We start from the raw sequence: 21,323 nt of genomic DNA on the forward strand, positions 1-21,323 counted from the left end.
GATCTGCCTTTTATCGTAGCGGAAGAAAGTGAAAATAAAATGAAAAAAGCACCCATAAAGGATGCTTACTTTTCTTCATGCCCGCCTATTAACATAAAATCTCCAAATTGGTTTACATCAACATTGATCCTGTCACATGCATTCAAGTATCTTAAAATGATAATAAACCGGTCTTGAGAAATCCCCTTTTTCTCCATCTGTGCCCGCATTTCTTCAATGGGGGGAAGCTCGTCTGTTTCCGTCTTTGCCTCCATAAAAGGAGAAAAATATCGGTATACCGTCTCCACTTCTTCTTTCCGGACAACGGAGAGCTCCCCGAATTCTTTCGCCAGCGCTTCTTCAAATCCATTTTTAAGTCCGTAAATATGGCCTTTATCGGCTTTGTCAATGCCCTGCCGGCTTTGAAGATCGTATAGTTCTCCCATTATTTTTCCGAGGATCAATGTCAGGTTTGTATCCACTTTATCCCTCCTTTTTTCTTTAGTCTTAGGCAGATGAACGCTATTTATACAGCTTGAGCCTGTTAATCGGAACGAATCTTACGTGCTGCCAGCCACTGGCGGAGAGAAGTTCTTGAAAAATACGTTTTTCCATTTACATCAATAGATGGAATATCCCGATATTTTTGAAGCAGTTCTTTCGTATCCTGCTTCGGTGCGCCCAAAAAACGATGCAAAGTATCCTCCTGAATAAGCTCAGACTGACCTCTTCGCTTGAAATGATCGATAAACGTTTTTTCAGATGGATTTTTCCAATTTTTAAGACCGTCTCCGATAAAATAGCCGGCCAGTGCAATCCCAGCGCCTAAAAATAAACTCACAGCTTGTCCTCCTTTTTCTTCTGTGCTTTTTTATCTTATGAGCGAATGGCCTCCGTCATCTCTTTTTCTTCCATAAAAAAAAGCGTGCTTCTGCACGCTCTCCTTTATTTAAACCAGCCTTTTTCTTTAGATTGAGAAATGGCTTCTATTCGATTTTTCACTTCCAGCTTATCGAAAATCGTAGAGATGTAATTGCGGACGGTCCCGTTTTTTAAATTCAGCTGCTTTGCAATCTCTCCTGTGCTTTTTCCTTCTGAAACAAGAGCCAGCACATCTTTTTCACGTTCCGTCAGCGGATTTTCTTCACTGTATAAGTCATCCATCAATTCCGGCGCATATACTTTTCGGCCATTCATAATATTTCGGATAGAGCTCGCCAGTTCATCGCTTGGACTGTCCTTTAGTAAATACCCGCTCACTTTTGCTTTTAATGCCCGCTGGAAATAGCCTGTGCGGGCAAATGTCGTTAAAATAATCACCTTACATGCATCATTTTTTAATTCTTCGGCCGCTTCAAGCCCTGTTTTCAGCGGCATTTCAATATCCATTATACAAATGTCCGGCTGCAGCTCCCGCACAAGTGTAACAGCTTCTTCTCCATTTGCAGCTTGTCCAACCACTTCCATATCATCTTCCAAGCTGAGCAGCGACCCAAGTGCTCCAAGAAGCATGCGCTGGTCCTCTGCAATGACAATGCGGATCATTTCATTCCCTCCCTGTCATGCTGTGTGACATTGTTCGGTACCGTCATAACTAAAACTGTGCCATTTTCACTTCGGATCTCTAAACTTCCATTTACGAACTCAAGCCGCTCCCGCATACCAGGCAGTCCGCTTCCTTTTCCAATATCCTGGCGGCTGAGCCCTACACCATCGTCTTTTACGGTCATTCGAACGGAATCTTCAAGCTGCTCAATCGATATATGGCAGGAAAAGGCCTGGCTGTGTTTTACGATATTCGTTACCGCTTCTTTCATGCACATACTGAGCACATTTTCCACAAACAGCGATACATTTACAAGCTGAAAAGAATCAGCGCCTGTATACTCAATTTGTGCAGCCCGCAGCATTTGCTGAACAAGGACAATTTCATCATTCACCCGGATGCCCCGCATAGACGAAACAAGGTTTCTCACTTCATTCAGTGCAGTTCGTGCCGTTTGCTGCACATCCAGCAGCTCTCCTCTTGCCCGCTCCGGGTCTTTTTCGATCAGCTTGCGCGCCAAATCGCTTTTTAATCCAATGAGGGAAAGCTTCTGGCCAAGCGTATCATGCAGATCACGAGCGATCCGCTGGCGTTCCTCCTGTTTCACAAGATCAGCAATCCGGTTGTTGGCAAGCTGCAGCTCAGCTTCAAGCTTATCCTGTTTTTTTCGGTTGTACAATGAAAAGGGCAACAGCACAATGCCAATAAATACGATGACAATAATGGGAATCTGCTGAATAAACAGTGGGTCCTGAACCACAAGGTTATAGTTAATAGAACCAATGGTGCTGACCAGGTGGATCACGTAAGCTGTTATAAAAGCCGCACGCTTACGGATATTTCCATTGTAATAAGCAATGTAGAATGAAAAGTAAATAAACTGATACATAACCGTCATGGCTACAGAAATGCCGACAAGAAGGCAGACCCAGAAGTAAACCGGCCACCTGGATGATAAAAAAGCAAACCTGAAGCTGATAAAAAACAAAATCGTCAATGTAATGCCGATGACAATTTCATTCGTGGACGACGACTGAAAAATAAAATAAAACGGCAGCAGACTTAAAATAATCCATATATAAGGAGACAAGCCGGAGCTTTTCCCAAACGATGCGAATCTTTTTTTCATACGACACCTTTTTTATTTTTATTTTACCACAAAAAAACTGCCCTCACTTGAGTGGGGGCAGCTTTTCAAACTACTGAATGGCACTTCGTTTACCAAGTGAGCCATATGTTTTTTTAGCTTGTTTAAATGTAACGAATTTATCCTGTTCCTCATCCCAAAGGCGAAACTTTACAGACTGGATACTGGTCCAGAGTGTGATAGTCGGAACACTTTGAAGCGGTTCGGAATTTGAGTGCGCTGCTTCAAGCTGATAATTTGGCACGCGCGGGCTTAAATGATGCACATGGTGAAAGCCAATATTACCGGTAATCCATTGAAGCGGCTTTGGCAGTTTGTAAAACGAGCTTCCTTCTACTGCTGCTTTTACATAACTCCAATGTTCATCTTCTTCAAAATACGAATCCTCAAAGGTATGCTGCACATAAAACAACCACACACCCATCGCACCGGCGATCCAGAACATCGGGCCATGTACAAGGAGAAACGCCTGCCAGCCGACGAGCCAGCACATAAGGGCGACGCCAAGAAGAAGAAGCACATTCGTTAAGTATGTGTTCATGCGTTCTTTTTTGCGGGCGCCTTTCACGTTAAAACGGTTGGTGATCAAGAACACCCATATTGGACCAATAACGAACATGATAAACGGATTGCGATATAAACGGTATGCAATACGTGTTTTCAATGGCGCTTCATAATATTCATTAACCGTCAGCATCCACATGTCTCCTGTACCGCGCTTGTCAAGATTTGAGCTTGTTGCGTGGTGGACATTATGGCTGTGCTGCCACTGGTCATACGGGAAAAACGTTAAAACACCTGTGATCGTGCCTACTACCCGGTTCAGCTTGCGGTTCTTAAAAAAGGAGTGGTGGCAGCAATCGTGAAAAATAATAAAGATGCGTGTAATAAACCCGGCACCGATTACCGATAACCCGAGTGTCAGCCAGTAGGAAATTTGCAGGCTTTGGTATGCAAGAAACCAGACCAGCAAAAACGGGCCAATTGTATTGATTAATTGAAAGATGCTTTTATGCGTATCAGATTTTTCATAGGGGGCTACTTGTTTTCGTAAAATTTTTGTATGTTCTTTGCTCATGTTTACGTTCCCTCCGCTCAGTAATAACTTTACTATAGCGGAAGGAAAGCGTGTTGTGCAGTAGCACCCGTCATACAATCAATATGACAAGTGTCATATTGATTTTTGCCCGAGCAAATAAAGCACTTTTGCCGCCTCGGCCCGTGTCGCCGTGTCGCCCGGCTTAAATGTTTTGCCTGTTCCCTCCATCAAGCCGAGCTGATACGCTTTCTGAATGGATTGTTGAATAGATGTGCGGTATTGGCCCACATCGTTAAACGGCATAGAGCCCGTTAATTTAACTGCTCCGTGTTCTTTTTCATAAGCGCGCACGAGCATGGCTGCCATCTCGGCACGGCTGATCGATTTAGCCGGTTCAAACGTTTTAGCTGTTGTGCCCTTTACAACGCCTGCTTCGAATGCAGCCGTAATATCCTGCTTCAGCCGGCCCTTTACATCGACAAATGGTGTTTCTTTTTGGGCCGTCCATTTCATGGTACGGACGAGCATGCTCGCAAACTGGCCGCGTGTCACATCGCCTTCAGGATCGAATGTTGCATCTGTTTTGCCTTTAATAATGCCTGCTTCAGCGAGTGCCGCGATATACTCAGCTGCCCAGTGATCCGCTGGCACGTCTGCAAAGGACGGCGCACCTGCTGTGCCTTTGTTTAAGTCAAGCTCAAAAATGCCAAATCCTTTTTCATCGGTTTTGCCCGTATACGTAATGTTATCCGTTTCTTTGGCAAGCGCTTCTGCTTTTGGATTAGAGGTAAACGTTGCTTTCGCTTTTGTTTTGGCAAATGTCCAGTTGTTATCTACTGCTGCGTCAATTTCTTTGAATTCCTTTACATAATTCATTACCGCCTGGCGGTTGGAATCCGGTGCTTTTAATACCGTGTTTACGCCGCCTGGATTCATCAGCTTGCTGCCTGCTGCCCGATAATCATTGGTGGCTACGATAAACTCCATCTCATCTGTTACCGGTTTGCCATTAAATTTTAAATTTTTAATCCGGTTTGCCGATGCGTTGATCACATTTTGTCCTTTGTCGTATTTCGGCAGGGATGTCACATTGATCTCATAGGTAACGCCGTCGATCACGTCAAAGTTGTAGGTCGGGAAATCCGGGTTAATCAGTGCTTGTCCATCTCCTTTTGCCGGATCGATCGTGTTAAACTGTCCTGCTGACCATTCAAGCCACTCTTTCAAAGTGGCACCGTTTACTTTAATGGCATTGACGACGTTGTTGTCGTATAGGTACAGATCCGCAATGTTTTTCAGCACGAGCGTGCCTGCTTGAACATCCGTATAATCTTCTACGCCACCGCGTCCTGCTTTAAATGGTGCCGCTGCTGAAAGGACAGGAAGGTTCTCATACTGCGTACCTTTCAGTGCATCTTCTACATACCAGGTTTGTGCCCGGTTTAAAATTTCCATTGCCGCATTATCCCGCACAAGACCAAAATACGTATTTAAATCTCCTTTGAGCTCTCCTACTGGTGTTTCCATATACTTAATCGTCGCTTCGTGTTCGGTTTGAACAGATGCTGCAACAGCGGCATCCGCTTCTACAGTCACATTACCGGATGTAATCGGCTTAAGAGAACCAGTTCCGCTTGTTACATCCCATTTTCCATTCACTTTTTGAATCTGGAGATCAATCAGCCCAATGTTATTGCCCCATGATCCAGGCATAACTGTCGGAACACCATTAATAGTCCCATTTGTGTTATCGATACCGCTTCCATCCGGAAAAGACGGCTTGGCCGCATTCGGAAAGCTCAAATGCTGGTGGCCTGTTAAAACAGCATCTACACCTGGAATTTTCGTTAAATAATAAGAAGCGTTTTCAATGCCTTCTGTATACTCTTTCATGGCGCCGTTCTGGTCATACTCGGCAATGCCAGAATGGGAAAGAATCACAATCACATCCGCTCCCGCTTCCTTCATTTGCGGCACCACCTTTTGAGCGGACTTTACAATGTCCCCCACCACCAGTTTTCCTTCTAGGTGCTTGGCATCCCATTTCATAATGTCCTGTGGTACAAAACCGGTCACGCCGACTTTAATTGTATGTACTTCTCCGTCTGTATCTTTTACTTCTTTCTCAATGATTTTAAACGGCGTAAAATAAGGATTTCCTTCCGTGTCATAAACGTTCGCATTTACGTATGGGAACGCTGCCCCGCTAAGCGCTGTATCCATATACTCAAGCCCATAGTTGAATTCATGGTTGCCGATTGTTGCTGCATCATAGCCAAGTTGATTCATCGCTTTGTATACCGGGTGAATATAGCCTTCCTTCATTAATCCGTTGTTATATACGTAATCACCAAGCGGGCTTCCTTGAATTAAATCGCCATTGTCAAAAAGCATGCTGTTGTCTGCTTCCCCGCGCACCTGTTTGATTAAGGTAGCCGCTTTAGCAAGCCCGTAGGCGTTCGTCGCCGAATCCTTATAGTAATCATAGTTCATTACATTAGAATGAAGATCGGATGTTTCTACAATACGCAGCTTTACAGTATCTTCGGCTGCCTCTGCCATCTGCGGCACAAATAACCCTGCTGCAATAACGGTTCCTACTGTCCAAGCTTTTTTCATTCAACTGCCCCCTAAACTATTTTTTCAATATAGGAATTATAGCATGATCGGCGAAAAGAAATGAGAATATTTACAATTTTCTCAATAAAACTTTACATTATGTCAAATAAAAAAAGACATTTCAACTGAAATGTCTCAGTGCGTAGACAAAGTCTTTCGCTTTTAAAAAAGAGCCGATAAGTGAAGCCTGATATATTTGAAGGGAAGGGCCTTCTTATGAACAGGAGAGAATGCGTCTGGAAAAAGTACTTTTTCTTGCAATGCAGCGGTCTTGAATAACAAAACCGGCTTTCTCAACCATTTCTTCAATCGGATCAATCGATACGACAACGAGCCTGTCGGCAATGCGCCGTGCGTGCGTTAAAATGGACTGCAGCTCATCAGGCGTTGCATGTGTATACAGATTATATGGCATATCAATAATCGCTACATCATAATGCTCTTCTACTTCTTCAATCGGTCCGAGCGTGACACGGCCTTCGAGACCAAAGTAATCCAGGTTTTCACGCGAGCCTCCGACAACAAGCGGATTGATATCGCGCCCCTCAATGTCCATCCCCATTGATAAAGCTTCCACTAAAACAGTCCCGATCCCGCAGCATGGATCGACAGCCCGAATGCCTTCCGGCTCTGGTACAGCAATATTCGCCATGACCCGGGCATCCCGGGCACTAAGCGCTGTTGAATATTCACGCGGCTTTTGAATATGTTTCATCCATACACGCTTGTTTTTCTCATAACGCCCCAGATACCAGCGTCCGCCGCAAGCCACAAGGCCAAAGAGGTGATCCGGATTTTTCAAGTCCGCTTCCCCAATAATTTCCCAGCCAATAGCCCGTTCAATTTCCAGCCGTTCCTGATATTCCACCTTTTTTTCAGGCGGAAGGTCGTTCGTTTTTACAAAAATCGCTTTAAATGTTTCACTTCCTATATCGATGCTGCCGGCTTTTTGAACGATGTCAGCCACCGAATCCGCCTCAAGAAGCACTTCTACTTTTTCCCGTATAAACGGGCTTCGATTCACGTCCAGATCGACGCTGCTTTTCACTACCGGCCCGGAGGCAGACGAACCGAAAAAAGCGCGCAGCTCCATTTCAGCCAGTTCTTCGTCTTCCTCACTATAATTCACTGTATAAATAAATTCGTTCACATTGATCCTTCTTTCTATTATCCTCTGCTTCATTTATTTTGACATACTTTTCTCCATTGGGCTCCTTTTTTTCATGGAAAATAAAAAACCCTGACGATTATTCGAAATCGTCAGGGTTTTTATCTTCAGGGCGCTTTTCCTTTTTATCCTGTGCGCGCTGCGGTTCGATATCTTCACCGCGCTCTTTCTTTCGTTGCTGCTCTATTGAGTCATTGGACTGTTTGTTTTCTTCTGTCATGTGAATGTGCCTCCTTTGATCTGTCTCTTTTACGTTATTTCCACATTTTCTTGAAAATAAACAAAGATTATAATCTGGCACCATGTAAAAACAAAAGGGCTACTTCTTTTTTAAGATGCCCACTGTCCGCACCATTGATCCAATAAACATGACGAGTGCGCCTGCAACGAGCAGGATGAGAAACGTATTTTTTGGAATGACGCCCATCGGATAAAGAAGCCCGCTCAAAATAGCGATTAGTCCAAGAACTGTTAATGCCCAACCGAATTTAATCATCATCTTACCTGCCTTACCTGCTTTTTCTGCTAGTGTACCACACGCCCGATTGTATTTCATGCCTAAAACCAGTACACTTATTCTACTATAACTATGATTAACGTAAAGGATGATCCAGACGTGAAAAATTTCACTGCACTTGATTTCGAGACGGCGAACGCCAGCCGAAGCAGTGTTTGTTCGATTGGACTGGCAAAAGTAGTCGATGGAGAAATCAAAAAAACGTACTATTCGCTTGTTAATCCGAAAGAGCGGTTTGACAGCCGGAATATCGCCGTGCACGGCATCCGGCCGGAAAATGTAGCGGACGCGCCCTCGTTCAGCGATATTTTCGATGAAGTAATGGCTTTTATCGGAGAGGATCCAATTGTGGCTCACTTTGCCCAATTCGACATCAGCGTCCTGCGCAGCACAGCTCAAAAACATAGGCTGTCCCTGCCGAATAATCCATATTTCTGTTCCTGTATGCTGGCAAAATCTATGTTGAATCTGCCTTCTAACAAATTGAATGTAGTAGCCGGCCACTTTAACTTTACATTCAATCATCATAATGCGCTGGAAGATGCCGTTGCCTGTGCAGTCGTGGTAAACGGTATGATGGAACGCCACGCTTCGCTTGCTGCCTTTCTCCAGGAAGCGCAGTATGGCTTCGGCTATATTCACGGCGAGTCTTTTCGCAAAAAGAAGCCGGACAAGCGGGCTCCACTTCAAAAGCCAAAAGCAGATGCGGGCGTACATCCTTTTGCGCAAAAAGCCATTTCATTTACCGGCACGCTTACATCTATGAAACGGCAGGAAGCCATCCATATTGTCCAAAGCCTTGGTGCCAGCATTCATCCTACCGTTAAAAAGAACACTGATTATTTAATCGTCGGTGAATCTGATGCGAAAAAATACCGAGACGGACAGCTTTCCGCCCAAATTCAACGGGCAAAAAACTGGCAGTCAAAAGGCGGAGCCATCAAGCTCGTTTCTGAGCAAAAATTTTTCAAAGCAATCCGTTTATAAAAAGAACGCACTTCTTATCTGAGTGCGTTCTTTCAGTGTGTAGACAAAATCTTTCGCTTTTAAAAAAGAGCCGATAAGTGAAGCCTGCCGGACTTTGCACACCTTAGGGCAGTGCGGGAGCCTCCTCGGCTGCGCCTGCGGGGTCTCCCGACTCACTGTACTTCCCGCAGGAGTCTTCGCCCGGCAGGCTTCACTAAGTAGTATGGAAGGTCCATAAGCAAGGACTGTATAAAACCTTTCTCCTTTTTAAACAGAAAGATATGACCTTATCAGCTCTATACAACCTTGTCGCAAGCCACTTGGCGGCGGGAGGGCGGCGCAGACTCCTATGGGACTAAGCGGGCAGCTGAGACCGGTGAAGCCGCCAGGGGAAGTCGGGCTCAGCGCCTGCCCCATGGAAAGCGGAGCTGCCCGGACGCCGCCAATCTATCCCATTTATGTGCACGGTCATCCATATCATTTGTCTACAGTCTGAAAGAACGCACTTTTTATTTAAGTGCGTTCTTTTTGCTCTGTTTTGGCCGAATGAAATAGCTGGCTGTTATTAGAAGATCAATCCCTAATACAAGCGTCCAAATGCGCAAAATCTGCCAGAGTGCTTCTGTTCGTTCTCCCCCGGCAACCAGCAGGATGATGCCATACAGCAGTCCGGCTCCAATTCCGTAAGCGAAAACATGGCGTATAGTGTTTTTTAAATCCTGCTTAGCAAAAGCAAAGCCTGTTTTCGACACCGGCTTGCTGCCCTCTTTCAGCACATAGTGGCGGAATGTCTCATCGGCCCATCTGATCATGCTTTTCCCATAAGCAACGGAAACACCGATATAAACGGCCGCAATGCCATGAGCCATGCTGGCCGATGCTCCTCTTTGAAGATCTGTTACTGTAAATATCAGCAGCAGCAAATCTATTATGGGGGTAAGCGCTAAAAAAAGCAGACCCGCTTTTTCCTTTTGGAATACATATCTTATCGTTAAACCCACTCCGATAACCACCCAAAACGCTGCTTCACACGCAATAATAAGCCAGGCAATGGTATCCATCTTTTCCTCCCCTTTTAAATAATACAGTTGTATTATTTAAAAGATAACACATTTTCTTATTAAATACAATCGTATTAAAAAAATGGTTTCTTGCCCTCTTTTTTGTTACAATCGGTATATGCCAAAAATCGTCGATCACGAAAAGCGAAAAAAACAAATTGCCGAAGCAACCTGGACTATTATTGTAAAAAAGGGAATAGAAGGGGCGACCGTTCGTGCCATTGCTGCTGAAGCCGGCGTTTCTCTCGGCTCGCTCCGTCATTATTTTTCCTCCCAGGAGGAACTGCTCCTATACGCGATGGATCTCGTTAAAGAGCGGGTATCTATCCGGATTAACCGCCTTTTACAATCAGAGGATTCTCCAGAACAAATTAGTATTCGCATCTTGCTTGAGCTTATTCCATACGATGCTGAAAGCCAGACAGAGATGTCTGTCTGGTTTCACTTTGTCATGAACAGCCTGCCGCATGCCCAGGAAGAGGAGGATGGTATACGTGAAGGGATCGAGCGGATTATGACAGGACTGTTCGAGGGCAGATTGCTGAAAAAAGAAGTGGATGTAAACCTGGAAATCGAACGGCTTTATGCTTTAGTGGACGGTCTTGCTCTTCATGCGATGCTTCACCCTAAGCGGCTGTCAAAGGAGAAAATAAAAAAGGTGATTGTTCATCATATGAACACATTATTTCACCAGCCCGTCGAAGAAGCAAACATATAAAAAGGGGCAGGGTTCCAAACGGTTGATTGTCACCCTGCTCCTTTTTCTTTATGAAACCGGCAGAGTCATACAAAATGTCGTGCCGGTTTTTGAGGTGGACATTAATTCGATGGTTCCGCCGTGGCTTTCCACCATTCGCTGGACGAGCGGCAGTCCAAGCCCTGTCCCGTCTTCTTTAGAGGTTGAAAAAGGATCAAAAAGCGTTTTTCGCATCCCATCGTCTATTCCTGTACCCGTATCCTGCAAGTAAATGCGGTACCAGCCTTTTTCAATCGTTGATTGAATGAAAATATGGCCTTTTTCCTCTATCGCTTCTATACTATTGCGGATCAAATTATGAAAAATCTGCTTCATTTGATTAGGATCCACCTGCAGAAGATGTGGATCCAGTGAAAAAGTAAACTCAATATCTTTTTGCAGTGACTGTGTGATAAGCGGGAGGATATCCTGGATTAAATCTTCTATTTTGACTTCTTTTAATCTCGGGGCCTCCGGCTTCGACATCAGCAGCATATCTTCAATAATCGTATTAATCCGGTCCAGCTCTTTTAAAAGAAGAGGCAGATAATACTGCTCTTTTTCTTCTCTGGAGAAAGAGTGATCCATTAAAGAAAGAAAGCCTTGAATAACAGCGAGTGGATTTCGTATTTCATGGGCAGCACCAGCTGCCATTTCACCTACCACTGCCAGTTTTTCCGACTGCTGCATCCGCCGTTCAAGCTCGCTCATTTTTGTAAAATCGATAAAATAAAAAATGCGGCCAATTCTCTCTTCCCGTTTATTTACTAATTCGGTTTGAGACACAAGCAGCTGATAAGATTGTTTACCAGTTATAAAAGGAATTTTTTCATTTTGGCAAATGCGCTTATCTTTTAATATTCCCCAGAACTTCTTGTTTTTGTGATCTGTTTGGGCTAAATGCTGTACGGTGTCTTCTCCTGCCTCTAATAAGTGCTTGGCAAACGTATTTAAAGAAAAGGCGTCCGTTTTATCGTCACTCGTTATAATTCCAACAGGCAATGAATTTAAAATTTGTTCCTGGTAAATTTTGCCCTCTGTAATGGTATAAAACGATTCTTTTAAACTGGCAGACATTTTATTAATAGAGTCCGCAATCAGTTTCAGCTCTTCCTGCTCCACCTCTATCACTGTCAAGCCGTAACGGCCGCCTGCAATTTGATCTACACTTTCAACCATTTTTTCGATTGGTTTTGTCAGCCCCTTGCTGATCCGGTGTGACCCATAAATTGACATGATCAATGCCGCCGTTGTCAGAAATAATAAAATCACGAGAGCCGCTTCAATAATTCCTGAAAACCGGTCTGCCTGCCCGCTTAACGAAGAAAGTGTCTCCGTTTCTTTTTCTCTAAGGCTCAATTTTAAACGATCCAGCTCCGGCAGGTATTGCTCCGTTATATATGCTGCTGCTTCATCTGTATTACCATTAAGTAAAAGCCCCTGGACATTATTTCCGATTAAAAAGTCTAAACGGTCGATATCCCGGCTAAACGTCTCAAGTGCCGGCGGAATCACGACCTTCTCGTTCCCGGGAAACTGGGCAGCTTTTTTGTCCTGCTCCTTGTATACTTCTACAAGCGTATCATTGAGACCGCCGGATAGATAACTTTCGACGATATACTTTTTAACATTAAGATCTTCCTGCCAGTAAGAAATCCAAACCATTTCAGGGATATCGTTTTTATTAATCTGCTGACCAACGCTTTGAACGTCTTCAATAGATCGTACAAAAACAAGTGAAAACCCGCTTAATAAGAGGGTATTGACTAACAGTACGGTTAAGATTTTGTGACGGAAAGACATATGAAGAAATTGTTTTTTCATAACCTGCTTCCTTTTGCATCAGTTCAACTTGTCCGTTTCCTCTTGAATCCGCTGCTTTTCTTTTTCTGTATACATGGGGCCAAGCGGCGCAAGGGAATACACGCCGTCCTCATTGGTTAACATGGCAATCCCGCCGGGCATCCCTTCCCGGCTGAAATAATCATCCATGATGGCCTTGTAAACTTGTGGTATATCGTTCACTACACTGGTTAGGACAACCTCTTTTCCCATGTAAGACTGATCATCCATATAGCCGATTACGTAAACTCCCCGCTTCAATGCATAATCAATGACCGCCCGGTTAAACTCATTCCCTCTAGAGTAAAGAACGTCCACTCCATCGTTAATCATTTCTTTGGCTATTTGAACGGCTATTGTCCCATCTTCCCAATCACCCACGACCTTATAGTAAAACTCCGCCTGTGGAGCCGCTTTTTTAAGCCCTTTTTCAAATCCAGGATGAAACAGCCGGTCTTCTATCGGATCGATAAGGCCTATTTTATTCGTTTTTGTTTTCATAGCAGCAGCCAAAGCGGCGATTCGCTCAATATCAACCGAATTCTGCTTGTACATATAAGCAGTATGGTTCTTTTCTTTTGACTCACCATTTAAATTTGCAAACTGCACGTCCGGATAATCGGCGGCAGCTTTATCAAAAGGCAGGCTGTACTCGCGTCCGTGGCCAATAATGACTTTTGCCCCACTTTGAACGGCCTGGTCAATGATTTTCCTCATTTGTGCCTCGGACCGTATCTCACTCACTAGCTTCGCCTCAACTGGAAACTCATCTTCTATTTGAAGCATTCCTTTATAGGCAAGACTGCTCCAGCTTTGGTCTTCTATGGCATCAGCTGTTAAAATATAAACTTTCACCTTTTTTTCTGTTTGAACAGCTGTTTCCTTCTGTACAATCTCTTCTGCTTTTAAACTGACCGTAACCAGGATCGCGACAGCTGCAGTCAAAGCTGCCGCTAAAATGATCCTTCCACGTTTGACCATAAGTACTAAACACCTTCTAACCGGTTTATTTATCGAAAAGTATTATTTCTACTTTGATAGTAAATCATGAACCTGTAAAAATCGACATTTTTTCTTTGTACAATCGCTTTATCGATTATTTTTTTAAAGTTTTATCATGATTAATTTTCAATGAAAGGATAGAACGAGCCCGACAAAATAAAAAAACGCCGTAATGGCGCTTTCAGGCTGTTGACAAACGCCTGCTTTCTTACGTTGTCTACACTCTCAAACGCCATGCGGCGCCCTTTTGTTAGTGGTGATGATGCCCGCCTTTTGATGAGTTCGTTACAACAAACCCTTCCTGCGGCACATAGAAGTACTGAACGAAAATTCCATCAAGAAACTCTTCACGGCTGTCGAGGATAATATCAATATCTTTATCAGTGTGAACGACTACATCATGCTCTTTTGGCGTATCGAGCGTAATCGCATAATGCGCATGATTGCCATGATGTTCCGTGACTGCAACACGAATCATTTTTCCTTCCGCTTCAGGTGTATCAAGCATTTTTTTCAGTGCTTTTGCGGCTTTTTGGTTGACCTTGCATCTCATTTTCTTTTTCTCCTTCCACTGTAAGAACTTCTTCCAGTGTAACGCTTCACAGCCGAGAATGCTAAAGTTCTGCTTTCTTCTTATTTCCTTTATTTTGCCAACCAGCTTCTCTGCCGCTCACAAGGAAACCGGGTGCTGAATAAACTAAATCAACAACTCTTTGCACCCTCTTGCAAAAAATAAGCATACACTTTTCGCAATGCGGCAGCTTTCATGAAAACACCCCAGCTAAATGGCCAAAGGAGGATTCACGTGAAGAAAGCGCCTATTATCGGCATCACCAGTTCATATGTCCGCCAAACGTTAAATTCAGAAGGAGTTTACGTTCATCACGATTACCATCGTGCTGTACTGAAAGCCGGAGGCATCCCCGTTATTCTGCCGTCTGTCCCCCCAAACACTATTCCTTACTATCTTGACCTGTGTGATGGTTTTATTTTAAGCGGCGGGGAAGATGTGGACCCGATGTACTACGGCCAGGCTCCTCATGCAAAAATGGGTTCAGTGTTTGCAGAGCGCGATGAGTTTGAGCTCGAGCTGACAGCTTTGCTTTTAAAGAAAAAAAAGCCGATTTTGGCCATTTGCCGCGGTCTGCAGGTATTGAATGTCGCACTCGGCGGCACACTCTGGCAGGATGTTCCAAGCCAGGTGAGCAGCCACATTCAACATGCACAAACGTATCACCGCTCTCTTTCCATTCACGAGGTTACTCTCGTTCCCCATTCACAACTAGCCAAAATGATGGAAGCAGATAAAGTAAACGTTAATAGTCTTCATCATCAGGCTATCGACGCTTTAGGAAAAGGACTCTCAGTTGTCGGCCACAGTCCGGATCACTTAATTGAAGCGGTGGAGATGGACGGAGATGTTTTTGTGATCGGGGTACAGTGGCACCCTGAATCGATGGTGCCAGGGAGCACGGAGATGAACCGTCTTTTTTCTTCTTTTATTTGTGCTGCCGCCCATGGCAATAAAGATAATGAACGAGGTGCATAATAGCCTTTTAAACGCTTTGTGTCCTGCAGCAAGCACTACAGTTCCTCTATTATGCTTGATTTAAAAAACGCCCGGATTTTTTCATCCGGGCGTTTTTCTTATTTTAACTGTATCCTTTATCTGATCCTTGAAATTTTTTTGATTAAAGCCGGTTTGTTCTTTCACCGGCCATCTCTCAAACGGCTGCCTTCACCCTATTTCCCTTTTTTCACTTCGTGAAGTAAACCTGGAAAATTAGTGAAGATTCCAGTTACACCCCAGTCAATCAATGTTTTCATTGTTTCTTTATCATTTACTGTATACGGGTGAATTTCGAGTCCGCTCGCCGTTACCTTTTGCACATATTCTTTGTCAATAAATGAATAGTTCGGACCAACGCCGATGGCATAGTCTTTGATCTCTTCAATTTCTTCATCCGTAATCACAGCGTCGGCTGTATACCAGAGCAATTGAACAAGCTTAACGGAATCGTCAAGCCCATGCATTTTCTCAAGGCTTTCCGCGCTAAAGGATTGAACAAGAAGCTTATCTTTGTCAATTCCGTATTTTTCTACAAGGCGAAGCAGTTCTTCTTCCATGCCCGGGTACACTTCCGGAGATTTCGTTTCAATATAATAAAATTCATTTTTCCCAAACTTTTGAAAAACCTCTTCAAGCGTTGGCACTGTTAATCCTTCATACGATGCTTTTGCATACTGCGGGTAGGTTTCATTAAACCAGCTGCCTGCATCGAGTTCTTTAATTTGGTCTAGTGTAAAGTCTTTTACAAGCCCTGTTCCATTTGTCGTACGGTCGAGCGTTTCATCATGCATCGCAATGAGCTGGCCGTCTTTTGTCATCTGCAAGTCAATTTCAATATAATCGCCTTTTAATTTTTCTCCCATTTCATAGGATACAAGAGTGTGTTCAGGTGCGTACCCTGAAGCACCTCGGTGCGCTACGTTGACAATGTCTTTTTGTTTTTCTTTTGCCATAGCCCCGCCCGTGCCTGAAACAATGCTTGCTCCTACCAGAAGTGTCAAAGCTGCAGCCATCCATTTTTTCTTCATTTCTTCATCTCCTATCTGCTTTTCTATCCCTTTAACACTCTATCAGCATATTGTTAATTTTCTTTTAATTTAAAATGAAGTTTATTAGGAGATAAGATTAATTTTTAATAATGGAAACACACTTACTCGAAAGAGGAAAAATAATACAGTTTTTGGACTAAAGAAACAGAAGTAAAAAACATCCTTTTGCGGATCAAGAGTTCTCCTACGCGCTGGAATCACTTTATAAACAAATCGAATATTAAGCGATTTCAAACATAAAATGCGCATGCCGTGATTAAGATTGACTCTAACGGGCAAGCTAAACTGTTCTTTCATATCCAATCATTTGTTTTCGCCGTGCCTGCTTCTCTGTATATGGCGTAAACGTTTTACTTACAGTATTTCCTCAATTGCCTGACTCATACGAGCCATCATTTTCATTCAAAACGGCCTGATAATTTTCCTCCAACTCCCCATACTATATCAGCGGACACGCAAAGTTCATTCACTTGGGAGGGATGGAAATGAGAAATAAAGCAAAGGATTTTCCAATAACAACCATGAAAGGTGAAGCCGGAAAAGCACGGGCTAAAGCGGCTTACGCCTCTAAACGGGCTGACGGCTCCATTAATACCCATCCACAGGAAAGAATGAATGCTTCCTCGCATCGATCAGAATAGCGGAAGGAGGTTATACCAATGGGAAGAGACGAGCATAAAACAGGCAGCCACGGTGACCGGGGTCTTTCACAAACACCAAAAAATTTAAAAATACCGGCTGACAGTGTGAATGAGGAATATGCCCGCGAGCTGGCGGAAATCACCCGCTTACGAAACAAACGGCTCGGCAAAGCCGGCCATTCTGAAAAATCATAAAACGGGAGGTGGCAGCATGGAACTGCAGCGCGCTAAACAAATCGTTTCCAATTCATCCGTTGATATTGATGTTGAATTTAACGGTGTATCTGTTTGGATTGACGAAGTACACGAAGACACAAACACAGCGACCGTTCACCTGCGTGGTCCTGGCGAAGAACGGACACAAGTTGGGATTGAAGACTTGAAGGAAGTCACACACTAATGAAAGAGGGCTGTTTCCTTTTAAAAGGAAACAGCCCTCTTTTAGAGCTTTTATTCACATTTTTCAACACACTCGCTGTTTTGGCCGCTGATGAAATTTTTTAAGCCGGGCTGGGCTGAGCACTTCCGCTCTTTTCCTTGTCATAACCTTTTCCTGCTGTAAGAATAAATCGGTTTTTACTTCAAAGGAACGAGAAAAGCCCCCTGTTTTTCAAAACAGGGGGCTGCTTCCGTATGTGTCTATCCAGTTTACATCGTCTGCTTTAAAGCTTCAAGACGCTCTTCTACTTCTTCTGCTGTTAGTCCATGCTCAGCGATGTATCGGTTGCGCGGATGTGTCCGGCATTCGTCTGAACAGCTGCGCAGGAAGCGGTGCTCGGACTCTTCTGATGCCAAAATCTTTTTGTTGCATTCCGGATTGGCACAGCTGACATACCGTTCGCACGGTTCACCGGTAAAGTAATCTTTGCCGACTACAGTCGGGTTTACGCGGTTGACCGGCACACTGAGGCGGTCGTCAAACACAAAGCACTGGCCTTCCCAATCCTCGCCACGTACTTCCGGGTCTTTTCCGTAAGACACGATACCGCCGTGCAGCTGGACAACATCTTCAAAGCCTTCTTTTTTAAGGAAACCAGAAAACTTCTCGCAGCGGATGCCGCCCGTACAGTACGTAAGAATTTTCTTTCCTTCAAGTTCTTCCCGGTGATCCCGGATCCATTGCGGCAGTTCGCGGAATGTTTCCACATCCGGACGAATGGCGCCTTTGAAATGGCCAAGTTCGTGTTCATACGTATTACGCGCATCAAGAATTACCGTATTTTCTTCTTTCATCGCCGCCAAAAATTCTTTTGGCTCTGCATATTTACCAGTCAGCTCAAGCGGATTTACGTCATCTTCAAGGCGAAGCGTCACCAATTCAGGACGTGGACGCACTTTTAATTTTGCAAAAGCATGTTCTTCTGCTTCATCGATTTTAAAGACCATGTCTTTAAAACGCGGATCCGCATGCATCGCCTCCATATATCGCTCTGTTTGCTCGACCGTTCCGGATACAGTGCCGTTAATGCCTTCGTTGGCAACCAAAATACGCCCTTTCAGCTCAAGCCCCTCGCAAAACTGCTTATGTTCCTTCGCAAACGTTTCTGGATCATCTATTGATACATATTGATAATAAAGCAATATTCTGTACATCTTTTTTCCTCCACCTATTTACTTCTTTTTTTCTTTTGGTATCATATCATGTTTATCCGCATTACGGGGATTTGATGCACTGGGTACGGGAGAGGAGTTTTATCCACTTTTTCATTCTTTGGCCTCCACTGCCTCAAGCTGTTTATCAGCTCAATAGCCCTTTCGCTTCTTTCTATCCATTTCATAAAATTTTTTCTTTTTCATAGGAATAAGAGATCAAATAGATTAATAAAATATTCGCAGCTAAAAAAGAAAAAATAGATAAGGATTTTAAAAGAAAATACTTACATAAATACAGCAAAATATATGAGAATTAACAGCTCTTCTTATCAACCTTTAAGAAAAATATGGTGGTACGGCCAAGCGGTAAGGCAAAGGTTTGCAAAACCTTCACCCTCAGTTCAATTCCGAGTCCACCTTTCAAAAAAAAAGGCCGGATCCACAGTTAGTATGTGGATCCGGCCTTTTCTTATGCAGATGCGGACATCCTTTGCAAAAAGAAAAAGAACCTTTTGCCTCTGTTTTCTTTTCCTGCCGGCTAACCTTTCACTGCCTGTTTCTGTGCTGCCAGCCGCATACACTTATGTAATAGAAAGCCGGTATGCTTTGACAATAATTCCGTCGTTAGCTGGTTCAAAATCAAACTGAGGCATGCGCTCAAAGCCCAAACGCTCATAAAGGCGCACAGCTGCTTCCATAAAATCGGCTGTATGAAGGCCAATATAAGGCAGGCCGCTTTCTTTTGTTCGCCGGATACATTCATTGATCAGCGCTTTGGCTGCCCCTTTATTCCGGGCTTGCGGATCAACCGCCAGCATTCGGATCTCCGGGTAATCCAGCATATCAACAAGCCCCGTATACGCGTCTGACTTCGCCGGAAACAGAGCTACACTGCCGATCACTTCTCCTTCTTCAACCGCTACAATCAGTTCAACGCCTTCTTGTTCATCTGTGTTAGATGAGACGGCACTTTTTAATGCTTCCCAATGCCCGGGAGGGATTTGTTTTGCATGCTCTTCATACGATTTTATTCTTTGCTTACGAATAGATGCTTTTTCACTTGGTAATGCCTGCCGAATCGTAATCATCTGATCCACCTTTTTCACATTCCTTTTTTGATTATTTCATCTATAAGCCGACCAGCTGGCAGCGACACTCTTTTGTTCAATCTGTTTGTGGGCTGACAAACTAAACAGATTCCCACATAATGTCGGGAAATTGTGAAGCCGCTCCCTTTATACTTACGAATAAACACAGCTGCCGCTGATTTTATAAACATGTTACCATTGGATTAAGAGGGATGGAACCCTTTTTGTTGAACACAGGAACTTTAGGTGCGAAATAAAAAACAGCCGAAATTACTCCGGCTGTTTTTTCTATTCTTTATTTGGACAAAGGAGACGCTTCATAGCTGTTTACATCCAAAGGCGCTGTTAAAAATTCGGGCGCTTTACCAACGAAAGCCGTAAAGTGGCTGCTCGTATTATGGAAGGCCACTGCATCTGCATCCTTCCATACTTCTACCATTGTGTAAGCATGCGCCTGCTCGGTGTCTTTCATTAAATCGTAAGCAATGTTTCCATCTTCCGCTCTTGATCCTTCAATAAGCGGACGAATTTCCTCCAAAAATGCTTGTTCTTTTGCTGGATTCACTTGAAAGCGTGCATGAATAATAATCATTTTTATATCCTCCTTTTTTCTTATCGCCACTCTGTAATTTGGTCAACAGGCAGCCGAACCGACTGATAGCCTTGATTTGCCGCTTTGCCAATAGAAATAAGCATAACCGGATAATAGCGGTCCTTGTCCAGGCCAAATGCCTGGGCAATCTCAGCTTTCTCAAATCCGCCAATTGGATTTGTATCATACCCATGCGCCCGGGCTGCAAGCATAAGCTGCATGGACACAAGCCCGGCATCAATTAAGTTCATTTCTTTTAACTGATCCGTTGTCATAACTTCAAAAAAACCTTTGATTGATTTGACCTGCTGATTTTTCACATCTTCTGGCATAAACCCTTTTTGAACGGCTGTATCATAAATACCATCCAAATAGTCACTGCTGTTCATATCAGCAAACACGGCGATTACAGCAGCAGACGTTTCGACCTGGGACTGGTTGAACCGGGCAAGCGGCGCAAGCGTTTCTTTGCCTTCCGGTGTATCGATCACAAGAAAACGCCATGGCTGCAGGTTCACAGAAGAAGGTGCAAGCGATGCTGTTTCTAATATTTCCTTTATTTCCTCACGGCTAATTTTAACCGACGGATCATAATACCGAATCGAACGGCGGCCGGTTACAATTTCCTGAAAATCATTTGTTTTGATGTGGTTCATCGATGTCTCTCCTTTATGTTCACTCAATGTTTTCGACGTTTTGCTGTATACGGGCAAGCAGGTCAGCAAGATGAGCACGGTCAGCTTCCGGCACATTCCGCAGAACCTGTTGAATAAACCGCTTTTTTTCACTGCAGTAGCCTTCCATCCGGCTGCGTCCTGCCTCGGTCAAACGAACGAAGGTAACGCGGTTGTCAGCTGGGTTTTTGCGCCGCACAACAGTGCCGCGCTCCTCCAGCTGCTTGAGATGCCGCGTTACAGCCGCATGATCAATATTTATCCTTTTCTGTAAAGCCGTCTGGCTGATCTCTTCTACTTCAAACAGCACATGCAGCAGCTCTAAGCGGGACTGGCTTACACCTGTACATCGTTCAAACTTTGGCATGATCCCCTTGTTGATTTCATGCAAGTGGTAAATGATTCGCTCATCTTCCTTGTATAAATTAGTCAAAAACACCTTCTCCTATCCGTCTCCTCAATTCATTGACGGGTCAACCTTTGATCCATCAATT

At 44.0% G+C, this 21,323-nt stretch carries 26 protein-coding genes and 1 tRNA gene; 8 read left to right on the forward strand and 19 right to left on the reverse strand.

The genetic code is table 11. The features are described 5' to 3' along the window. Window positions 1–65: 65 nt before the first annotated feature. The 9 genes from M3221_RS05205 to M3221_RS05245 all read right to left on the reverse strand — a co-directional run bounded on the left by M3221_RS05205 (window position 66) and on the right by M3221_RS05245 (window position 7,994). Window positions 66–461, reverse strand: a complete 396-nt coding sequence (locus tag M3221_RS05205; RefSeq protein WP_251270459.1) for a hypothetical protein — start codon at window positions 459–461, stop codon at window positions 66–68. Window positions 462–523: 62 nt separating this feature from the next. After that, on the reverse strand, window positions 524–820 hold the full coding sequence (locus M3221_RS05210) for a DNA-binding protein (protein WP_251270460.1): 297 nt from the start codon (window positions 818–820) through the stop codon (window positions 524–526). A gap of 104 nt (window positions 821–924) precedes the next feature. After that, window positions 925–1,524 carry a response regulator transcription factor gene (locus M3221_RS05215; protein ID WP_251270461.1) on the reverse strand — a complete coding sequence of 200 codons (600 nt, stop codon included), beginning with the start codon at window positions 1,522–1,524 and terminating at the stop codon, window positions 925–927. Continuing rightward, window positions 1,521–2,654 carry a sensor histidine kinase gene (locus tag M3221_RS05220; protein ID WP_251270462.1) on the reverse strand — a complete coding sequence of 378 codons (1,134 nt, stop codon included), beginning with the start codon at window positions 2,652–2,654 and terminating at the stop codon, window positions 1,521–1,523. The genes M3221_RS05215 and M3221_RS05220 overlap by 4 nt, the downstream gene beginning before the upstream one ends. 70 nt (window positions 2,655–2,724) lie before the next feature. Further along, on the reverse strand, window positions 2,725–3,750 hold the full coding sequence (gene desA, locus M3221_RS05225; RefSeq protein ID WP_251270463.1) for a Delta(5) desaturase DesA: 1,026 nt from the start codon (window positions 3,748–3,750) through the stop codon (window positions 2,725–2,727). 93 nt (window positions 3,751–3,843) lie between these two features. Then, window positions 3,844–6,330, reverse strand: a complete 2,487-nt coding sequence (locus tag M3221_RS05230; RefSeq protein WP_251270464.1) for a bifunctional 2',3'-cyclic-nucleotide 2'-phosphodiesterase/3'-nucleotidase — start codon at window positions 6,328–6,330, stop codon at window positions 3,844–3,846. 214 nt (window positions 6,331–6,544) lie between these two features. Continuing rightward, window positions 6,545–7,498 (reverse strand): TRM11 family SAM-dependent methyltransferase, encoded by a 954-nt coding sequence (locus M3221_RS05235; RefSeq protein WP_396120254.1) that lies wholly within the window; start codon window positions 7,496–7,498, stop codon window positions 6,545–6,547. Between the two features lie 79 nt (window positions 7,499–7,577). After that, window positions 7,578–7,718: a 3-methyladenine DNA glycosylase gene (locus tag M3221_RS05240; RefSeq protein WP_242232282.1), complete on the reverse strand. Its 141-nt coding sequence runs from the start codon at window positions 7,716–7,718 to the stop codon at window positions 7,578–7,580. Window positions 7,719–7,817: 99 nt separating this feature from the next. Continuing rightward, window positions 7,818–7,994 carry a hypothetical protein gene (locus tag M3221_RS05245; protein WP_251270466.1) on the reverse strand — a complete coding sequence of 59 codons (177 nt, stop codon included), beginning with the start codon at window positions 7,992–7,994 and terminating at the stop codon, window positions 7,818–7,820. A gap of 120 nt (window positions 7,995–8,114) precedes the next feature. On the opposite strand from M3221_RS05245, the gene M3221_RS05250 reads away from it, so the two are divergent. Further along, window positions 8,115–9,002 carry an exonuclease domain-containing protein gene (locus M3221_RS05250; protein ID WP_251270467.1) on the forward strand — a complete coding sequence of 296 codons (888 nt, stop codon included), beginning with the start codon at window positions 8,115–8,117 and terminating at the stop codon, window positions 9,000–9,002. Between the two features lie 328 nt (window positions 9,003–9,330). After that, window positions 9,331–9,477, forward strand: coding sequence for a hypothetical protein (locus tag M3221_RS05255; RefSeq protein ID WP_251270468.1), 147 nt, complete (start codon window positions 9,331–9,333; stop codon window positions 9,475–9,477). A gap of 13 nt (window positions 9,478–9,490) precedes the next feature. Here the strand turns inward: M3221_RS05255 and M3221_RS05260 are convergent, their stop codons facing one another. Beyond that, complete coding sequence (locus M3221_RS05260) at window positions 9,491–10,042, reverse strand: hypothetical protein (protein ID WP_251270469.1); 552 nt, start codon at window positions 10,040–10,042, stop codon at window positions 9,491–9,493. Window positions 10,043–10,160: 118 nt separating this feature from the next. Between M3221_RS05260 and M3221_RS05265 the strand changes: the two genes are divergently transcribed. After that, window positions 10,161–10,760 carry a TetR/AcrR family transcriptional regulator gene (locus M3221_RS05265; RefSeq protein ID WP_251270470.1) on the forward strand — a complete coding sequence of 200 codons (600 nt, stop codon included), beginning with the start codon at window positions 10,161–10,163 and terminating at the stop codon, window positions 10,758–10,760. Window positions 10,761–10,808: 48 nt separating this feature from the next. Here M3221_RS05265 and M3221_RS05270 read toward each other — a convergent pair whose 3' ends face one another. The 3 genes from M3221_RS05270 to M3221_RS05280 form a co-directional block, all read right to left on the reverse strand. Next, window positions 10,809–12,602, reverse strand: a complete 1,794-nt coding sequence (locus M3221_RS05270) for a sensor histidine kinase (RefSeq protein WP_251270471.1) — start codon at window positions 12,600–12,602, stop codon at window positions 10,809–10,811. An 18-nt stretch (window positions 12,603–12,620) separates the two neighbouring features. Continuing rightward, the gene (locus M3221_RS05275; RefSeq protein WP_251270472.1) at window positions 12,621–13,601 is read right to left on the reverse strand and encodes a BMP family ABC transporter substrate-binding protein; all 981 of its coding nucleotides are present in this window, start codon (window positions 13,599–13,601) and stop codon (window positions 12,621–12,623) included. 271 nt (window positions 13,602–13,872) lie between these two features. Further along, on the reverse strand, window positions 13,873–14,175 hold the full coding sequence (locus M3221_RS05280; RefSeq protein ID WP_251270473.1) for an iron-sulfur cluster assembly accessory protein: 303 nt from the start codon (window positions 14,173–14,175) through the stop codon (window positions 13,873–13,875). Between the two features lie 252 nt (window positions 14,176–14,427). On the opposite strand from M3221_RS05280, the gene M3221_RS05285 reads away from it, so the two are divergent. Beyond that, window positions 14,428–15,171, forward strand: coding sequence for a gamma-glutamyl-gamma-aminobutyrate hydrolase family protein (locus M3221_RS05285; protein ID WP_242232290.1), 744 nt, complete (start codon window positions 14,428–14,430; stop codon window positions 15,169–15,171). A gap of 194 nt (window positions 15,172–15,365) precedes the next feature. On the opposite strand, the gene M3221_RS05290 is transcribed toward M3221_RS05285, so the two are convergent. After that, window positions 15,366–16,220, reverse strand: a complete 855-nt coding sequence (locus M3221_RS05290) for a glycerophosphodiester phosphodiesterase (RefSeq protein ID WP_251270474.1) — start codon at window positions 16,218–16,220, stop codon at window positions 15,366–15,368. Window positions 16,221–16,726: 506 nt separating this feature from the next. Here M3221_RS05290 and sspK point away from each other — a divergent pair. From sspK to M3221_RS05305, 3 genes are read left to right on the forward strand one after another with little or no spacing between them, the layout of a single operon-like run. Continuing rightward, window positions 16,727–16,882, forward strand: coding sequence for a small, acid-soluble spore protein K (gene sspK / locus M3221_RS05295; RefSeq protein WP_251270475.1), 156 nt, complete (start codon window positions 16,727–16,729; stop codon window positions 16,880–16,882). A gap of 18 nt (window positions 16,883–16,900) precedes the next feature. Further along, complete coding sequence (locus tag M3221_RS05300) at window positions 16,901–17,077, forward strand: YfhD family protein (RefSeq protein WP_242232293.1); 177 nt, start codon at window positions 16,901–16,903, stop codon at window positions 17,075–17,077. A gap of 16 nt (window positions 17,078–17,093) precedes the next feature. Beyond that, on the forward strand, window positions 17,094–17,282 hold the full coding sequence (locus M3221_RS05305) for an H-type small acid-soluble spore protein (RefSeq protein WP_242232294.1): 189 nt from the start codon (window positions 17,094–17,096) through the stop codon (window positions 17,280–17,282). A 248-nt stretch (window positions 17,283–17,530) separates the two neighbouring features. On the opposite strand, the gene trhO is transcribed toward M3221_RS05305, so the two are convergent. Then, window positions 17,531–18,475, reverse strand: a complete 945-nt coding sequence (gene trhO / locus M3221_RS05310) for an oxygen-dependent tRNA uridine(34) hydroxylase TrhO (protein WP_251270476.1) — start codon at window positions 18,473–18,475, stop codon at window positions 17,531–17,533. Window positions 18,476–18,824: 349 nt separating this feature from the next. On the opposite strand from trhO, the gene M3221_RS05315 reads away from it, so the two are divergent. Then, window positions 18,825–18,894, forward strand: a tRNA-Cys gene (locus M3221_RS05315). 162 nt (window positions 18,895–19,056) lie between these two features. Here M3221_RS05315 and M3221_RS05320 read toward each other — a convergent pair. From M3221_RS05320 to M3221_RS05335, 4 genes are all read right to left on the reverse strand, one after another. Continuing rightward, window positions 19,057–19,563 carry a GNAT family N-acetyltransferase gene (locus M3221_RS05320; protein WP_251270477.1) on the reverse strand — a complete coding sequence of 169 codons (507 nt, stop codon included), beginning with the start codon at window positions 19,561–19,563 and terminating at the stop codon, window positions 19,057–19,059. A gap of 295 nt (window positions 19,564–19,858) precedes the next feature. Then, a complete protein-coding gene (locus M3221_RS05325; protein WP_251270478.1) occupies window positions 19,859–20,155 on the reverse strand; it encodes a putative quinol monooxygenase in 297 nt (98 codons plus the stop codon). Window positions 20,156–20,175: 20 nt separating this feature from the next. Then, the gene (locus tag M3221_RS05330; protein ID WP_251270479.1) at window positions 20,176–20,811 is read right to left on the reverse strand and encodes a nitroreductase family protein; all 636 of its coding nucleotides are present in this window, start codon (window positions 20,809–20,811) and stop codon (window positions 20,176–20,178) included. 19 nt (window positions 20,812–20,830) lie between these two features. Then, a complete protein-coding gene (locus M3221_RS05335) occupies window positions 20,831–21,262 on the reverse strand; it encodes a MarR family winged helix-turn-helix transcriptional regulator (protein ID WP_251270480.1) in 432 nt (143 codons plus the stop codon). Between the last annotated feature and the right edge of the window lie 61 nt (window positions 21,263–21,323).

This window comes from Domibacillus indicus (assembly GCF_023715895.1).
GTDB classification, from domain to species: Bacteria; Bacillota; Bacilli; order Bacillales; family Domibacillaceae; genus Domibacillus; species Domibacillus indicus_A.

Coding starts and splice junctions, on each gene's coding strand:
- M3221_RS05215 (WP_251270461.1), bottom strand. CDS start 1,524: ATGATCCGCATTGTCATTGCAGAGGACCAGCGCATGCTTCTTGGAGCA.
- M3221_RS05220 (WP_251270462.1), bottom strand. CDS start 2,654: ATGAAAAAAAGATTCGCATCGTTTGGGAAAAGCTCCGGCTTGTCTCCT.
- desA (WP_251270463.1), bottom strand. CDS start 3,750: ATGAGCAAAGAACATACAAAAATTTTACGAAAACAAGTAGCCCCCTAT.
- M3221_RS05230 (WP_251270464.1), bottom strand. CDS start 6,330: ATGAAAAAAGCTTGGACAGTAGGAACCGTTATTGCAGCAGGGTTATTT.
- M3221_RS05240 (WP_242232282.1), bottom strand. CDS start 7,718: ATGACAGAAGAAAACAAACAGTCCAATGACTCAATAGAGCAGCAACGA.
- M3221_RS05245 (WP_251270466.1), bottom strand. CDS start 7,994: ATGATTAAATTCGGTTGGGCATTAACAGTTCTTGGACTAATCGCTATT.
- M3221_RS05255 (WP_251270468.1), top strand. CDS start 9,331: ATGGGACTAAGCGGGCAGCTGAGACCGGTGAAGCCGCCAGGGGAAGTC.
- M3221_RS05260 (WP_251270469.1), bottom strand. CDS start 10,042: ATGGATACCATTGCCTGGCTTATTATTGCGTGTGAAGCAGCGTTTTGG.
- M3221_RS05265 (WP_251270470.1), top strand. CDS start 10,161: ATGCCAAAAATCGTCGATCACGAAAAGCGAAAAAAACAAATTGCCGAA.
- M3221_RS05270 (WP_251270471.1), bottom strand. CDS start 12,602: ATGAAAAAACAATTTCTTCATATGTCTTTCCGTCACAAAATCTTAACC.
- M3221_RS05275 (WP_251270472.1), bottom strand. CDS start 13,601: ATGGTCAAACGTGGAAGGATCATTTTAGCGGCAGCTTTGACTGCAGCT.
- M3221_RS05280 (WP_251270473.1), bottom strand. CDS start 14,175: ATGAGATGCAAGGTCAACCAAAAAGCCGCAAAAGCACTGAAAAAAATG.
- M3221_RS05290 (WP_251270474.1), bottom strand. CDS start 16,220: ATGAAGAAAAAATGGATGGCTGCAGCTTTGACACTTCTGGTAGGAGCA.
- sspK (WP_251270475.1), top strand. CDS start 16,727: ATGAGAAATAAAGCAAAGGATTTTCCAATAACAACCATGAAAGGTGAA.
- M3221_RS05300 (WP_242232293.1), top strand. CDS start 16,901: ATGGGAAGAGACGAGCATAAAACAGGCAGCCACGGTGACCGGGGTCTT.
- M3221_RS05305 (WP_242232294.1), top strand. CDS start 17,094: ATGGAACTGCAGCGCGCTAAACAAATCGTTTCCAATTCATCCGTTGAT.
- trhO (WP_251270476.1), bottom strand. CDS start 18,475: ATGTACAGAATATTGCTTTATTATCAATATGTATCAATAGATGATCCA.
- M3221_RS05320 (WP_251270477.1), bottom strand. CDS start 19,563: ATGATTACGATTCGGCAGGCATTACCAAGTGAAAAAGCATCTATTCGT.
- M3221_RS05325 (WP_251270478.1), bottom strand. CDS start 20,155: ATGATTATTATTCATGCACGCTTTCAAGTGAATCCAGCAAAAGAACAA.
- M3221_RS05330 (WP_251270479.1), bottom strand. CDS start 20,811: ATGAACCACATCAAAACAAATGATTTTCAGGAAATTGTAACCGGCCGC.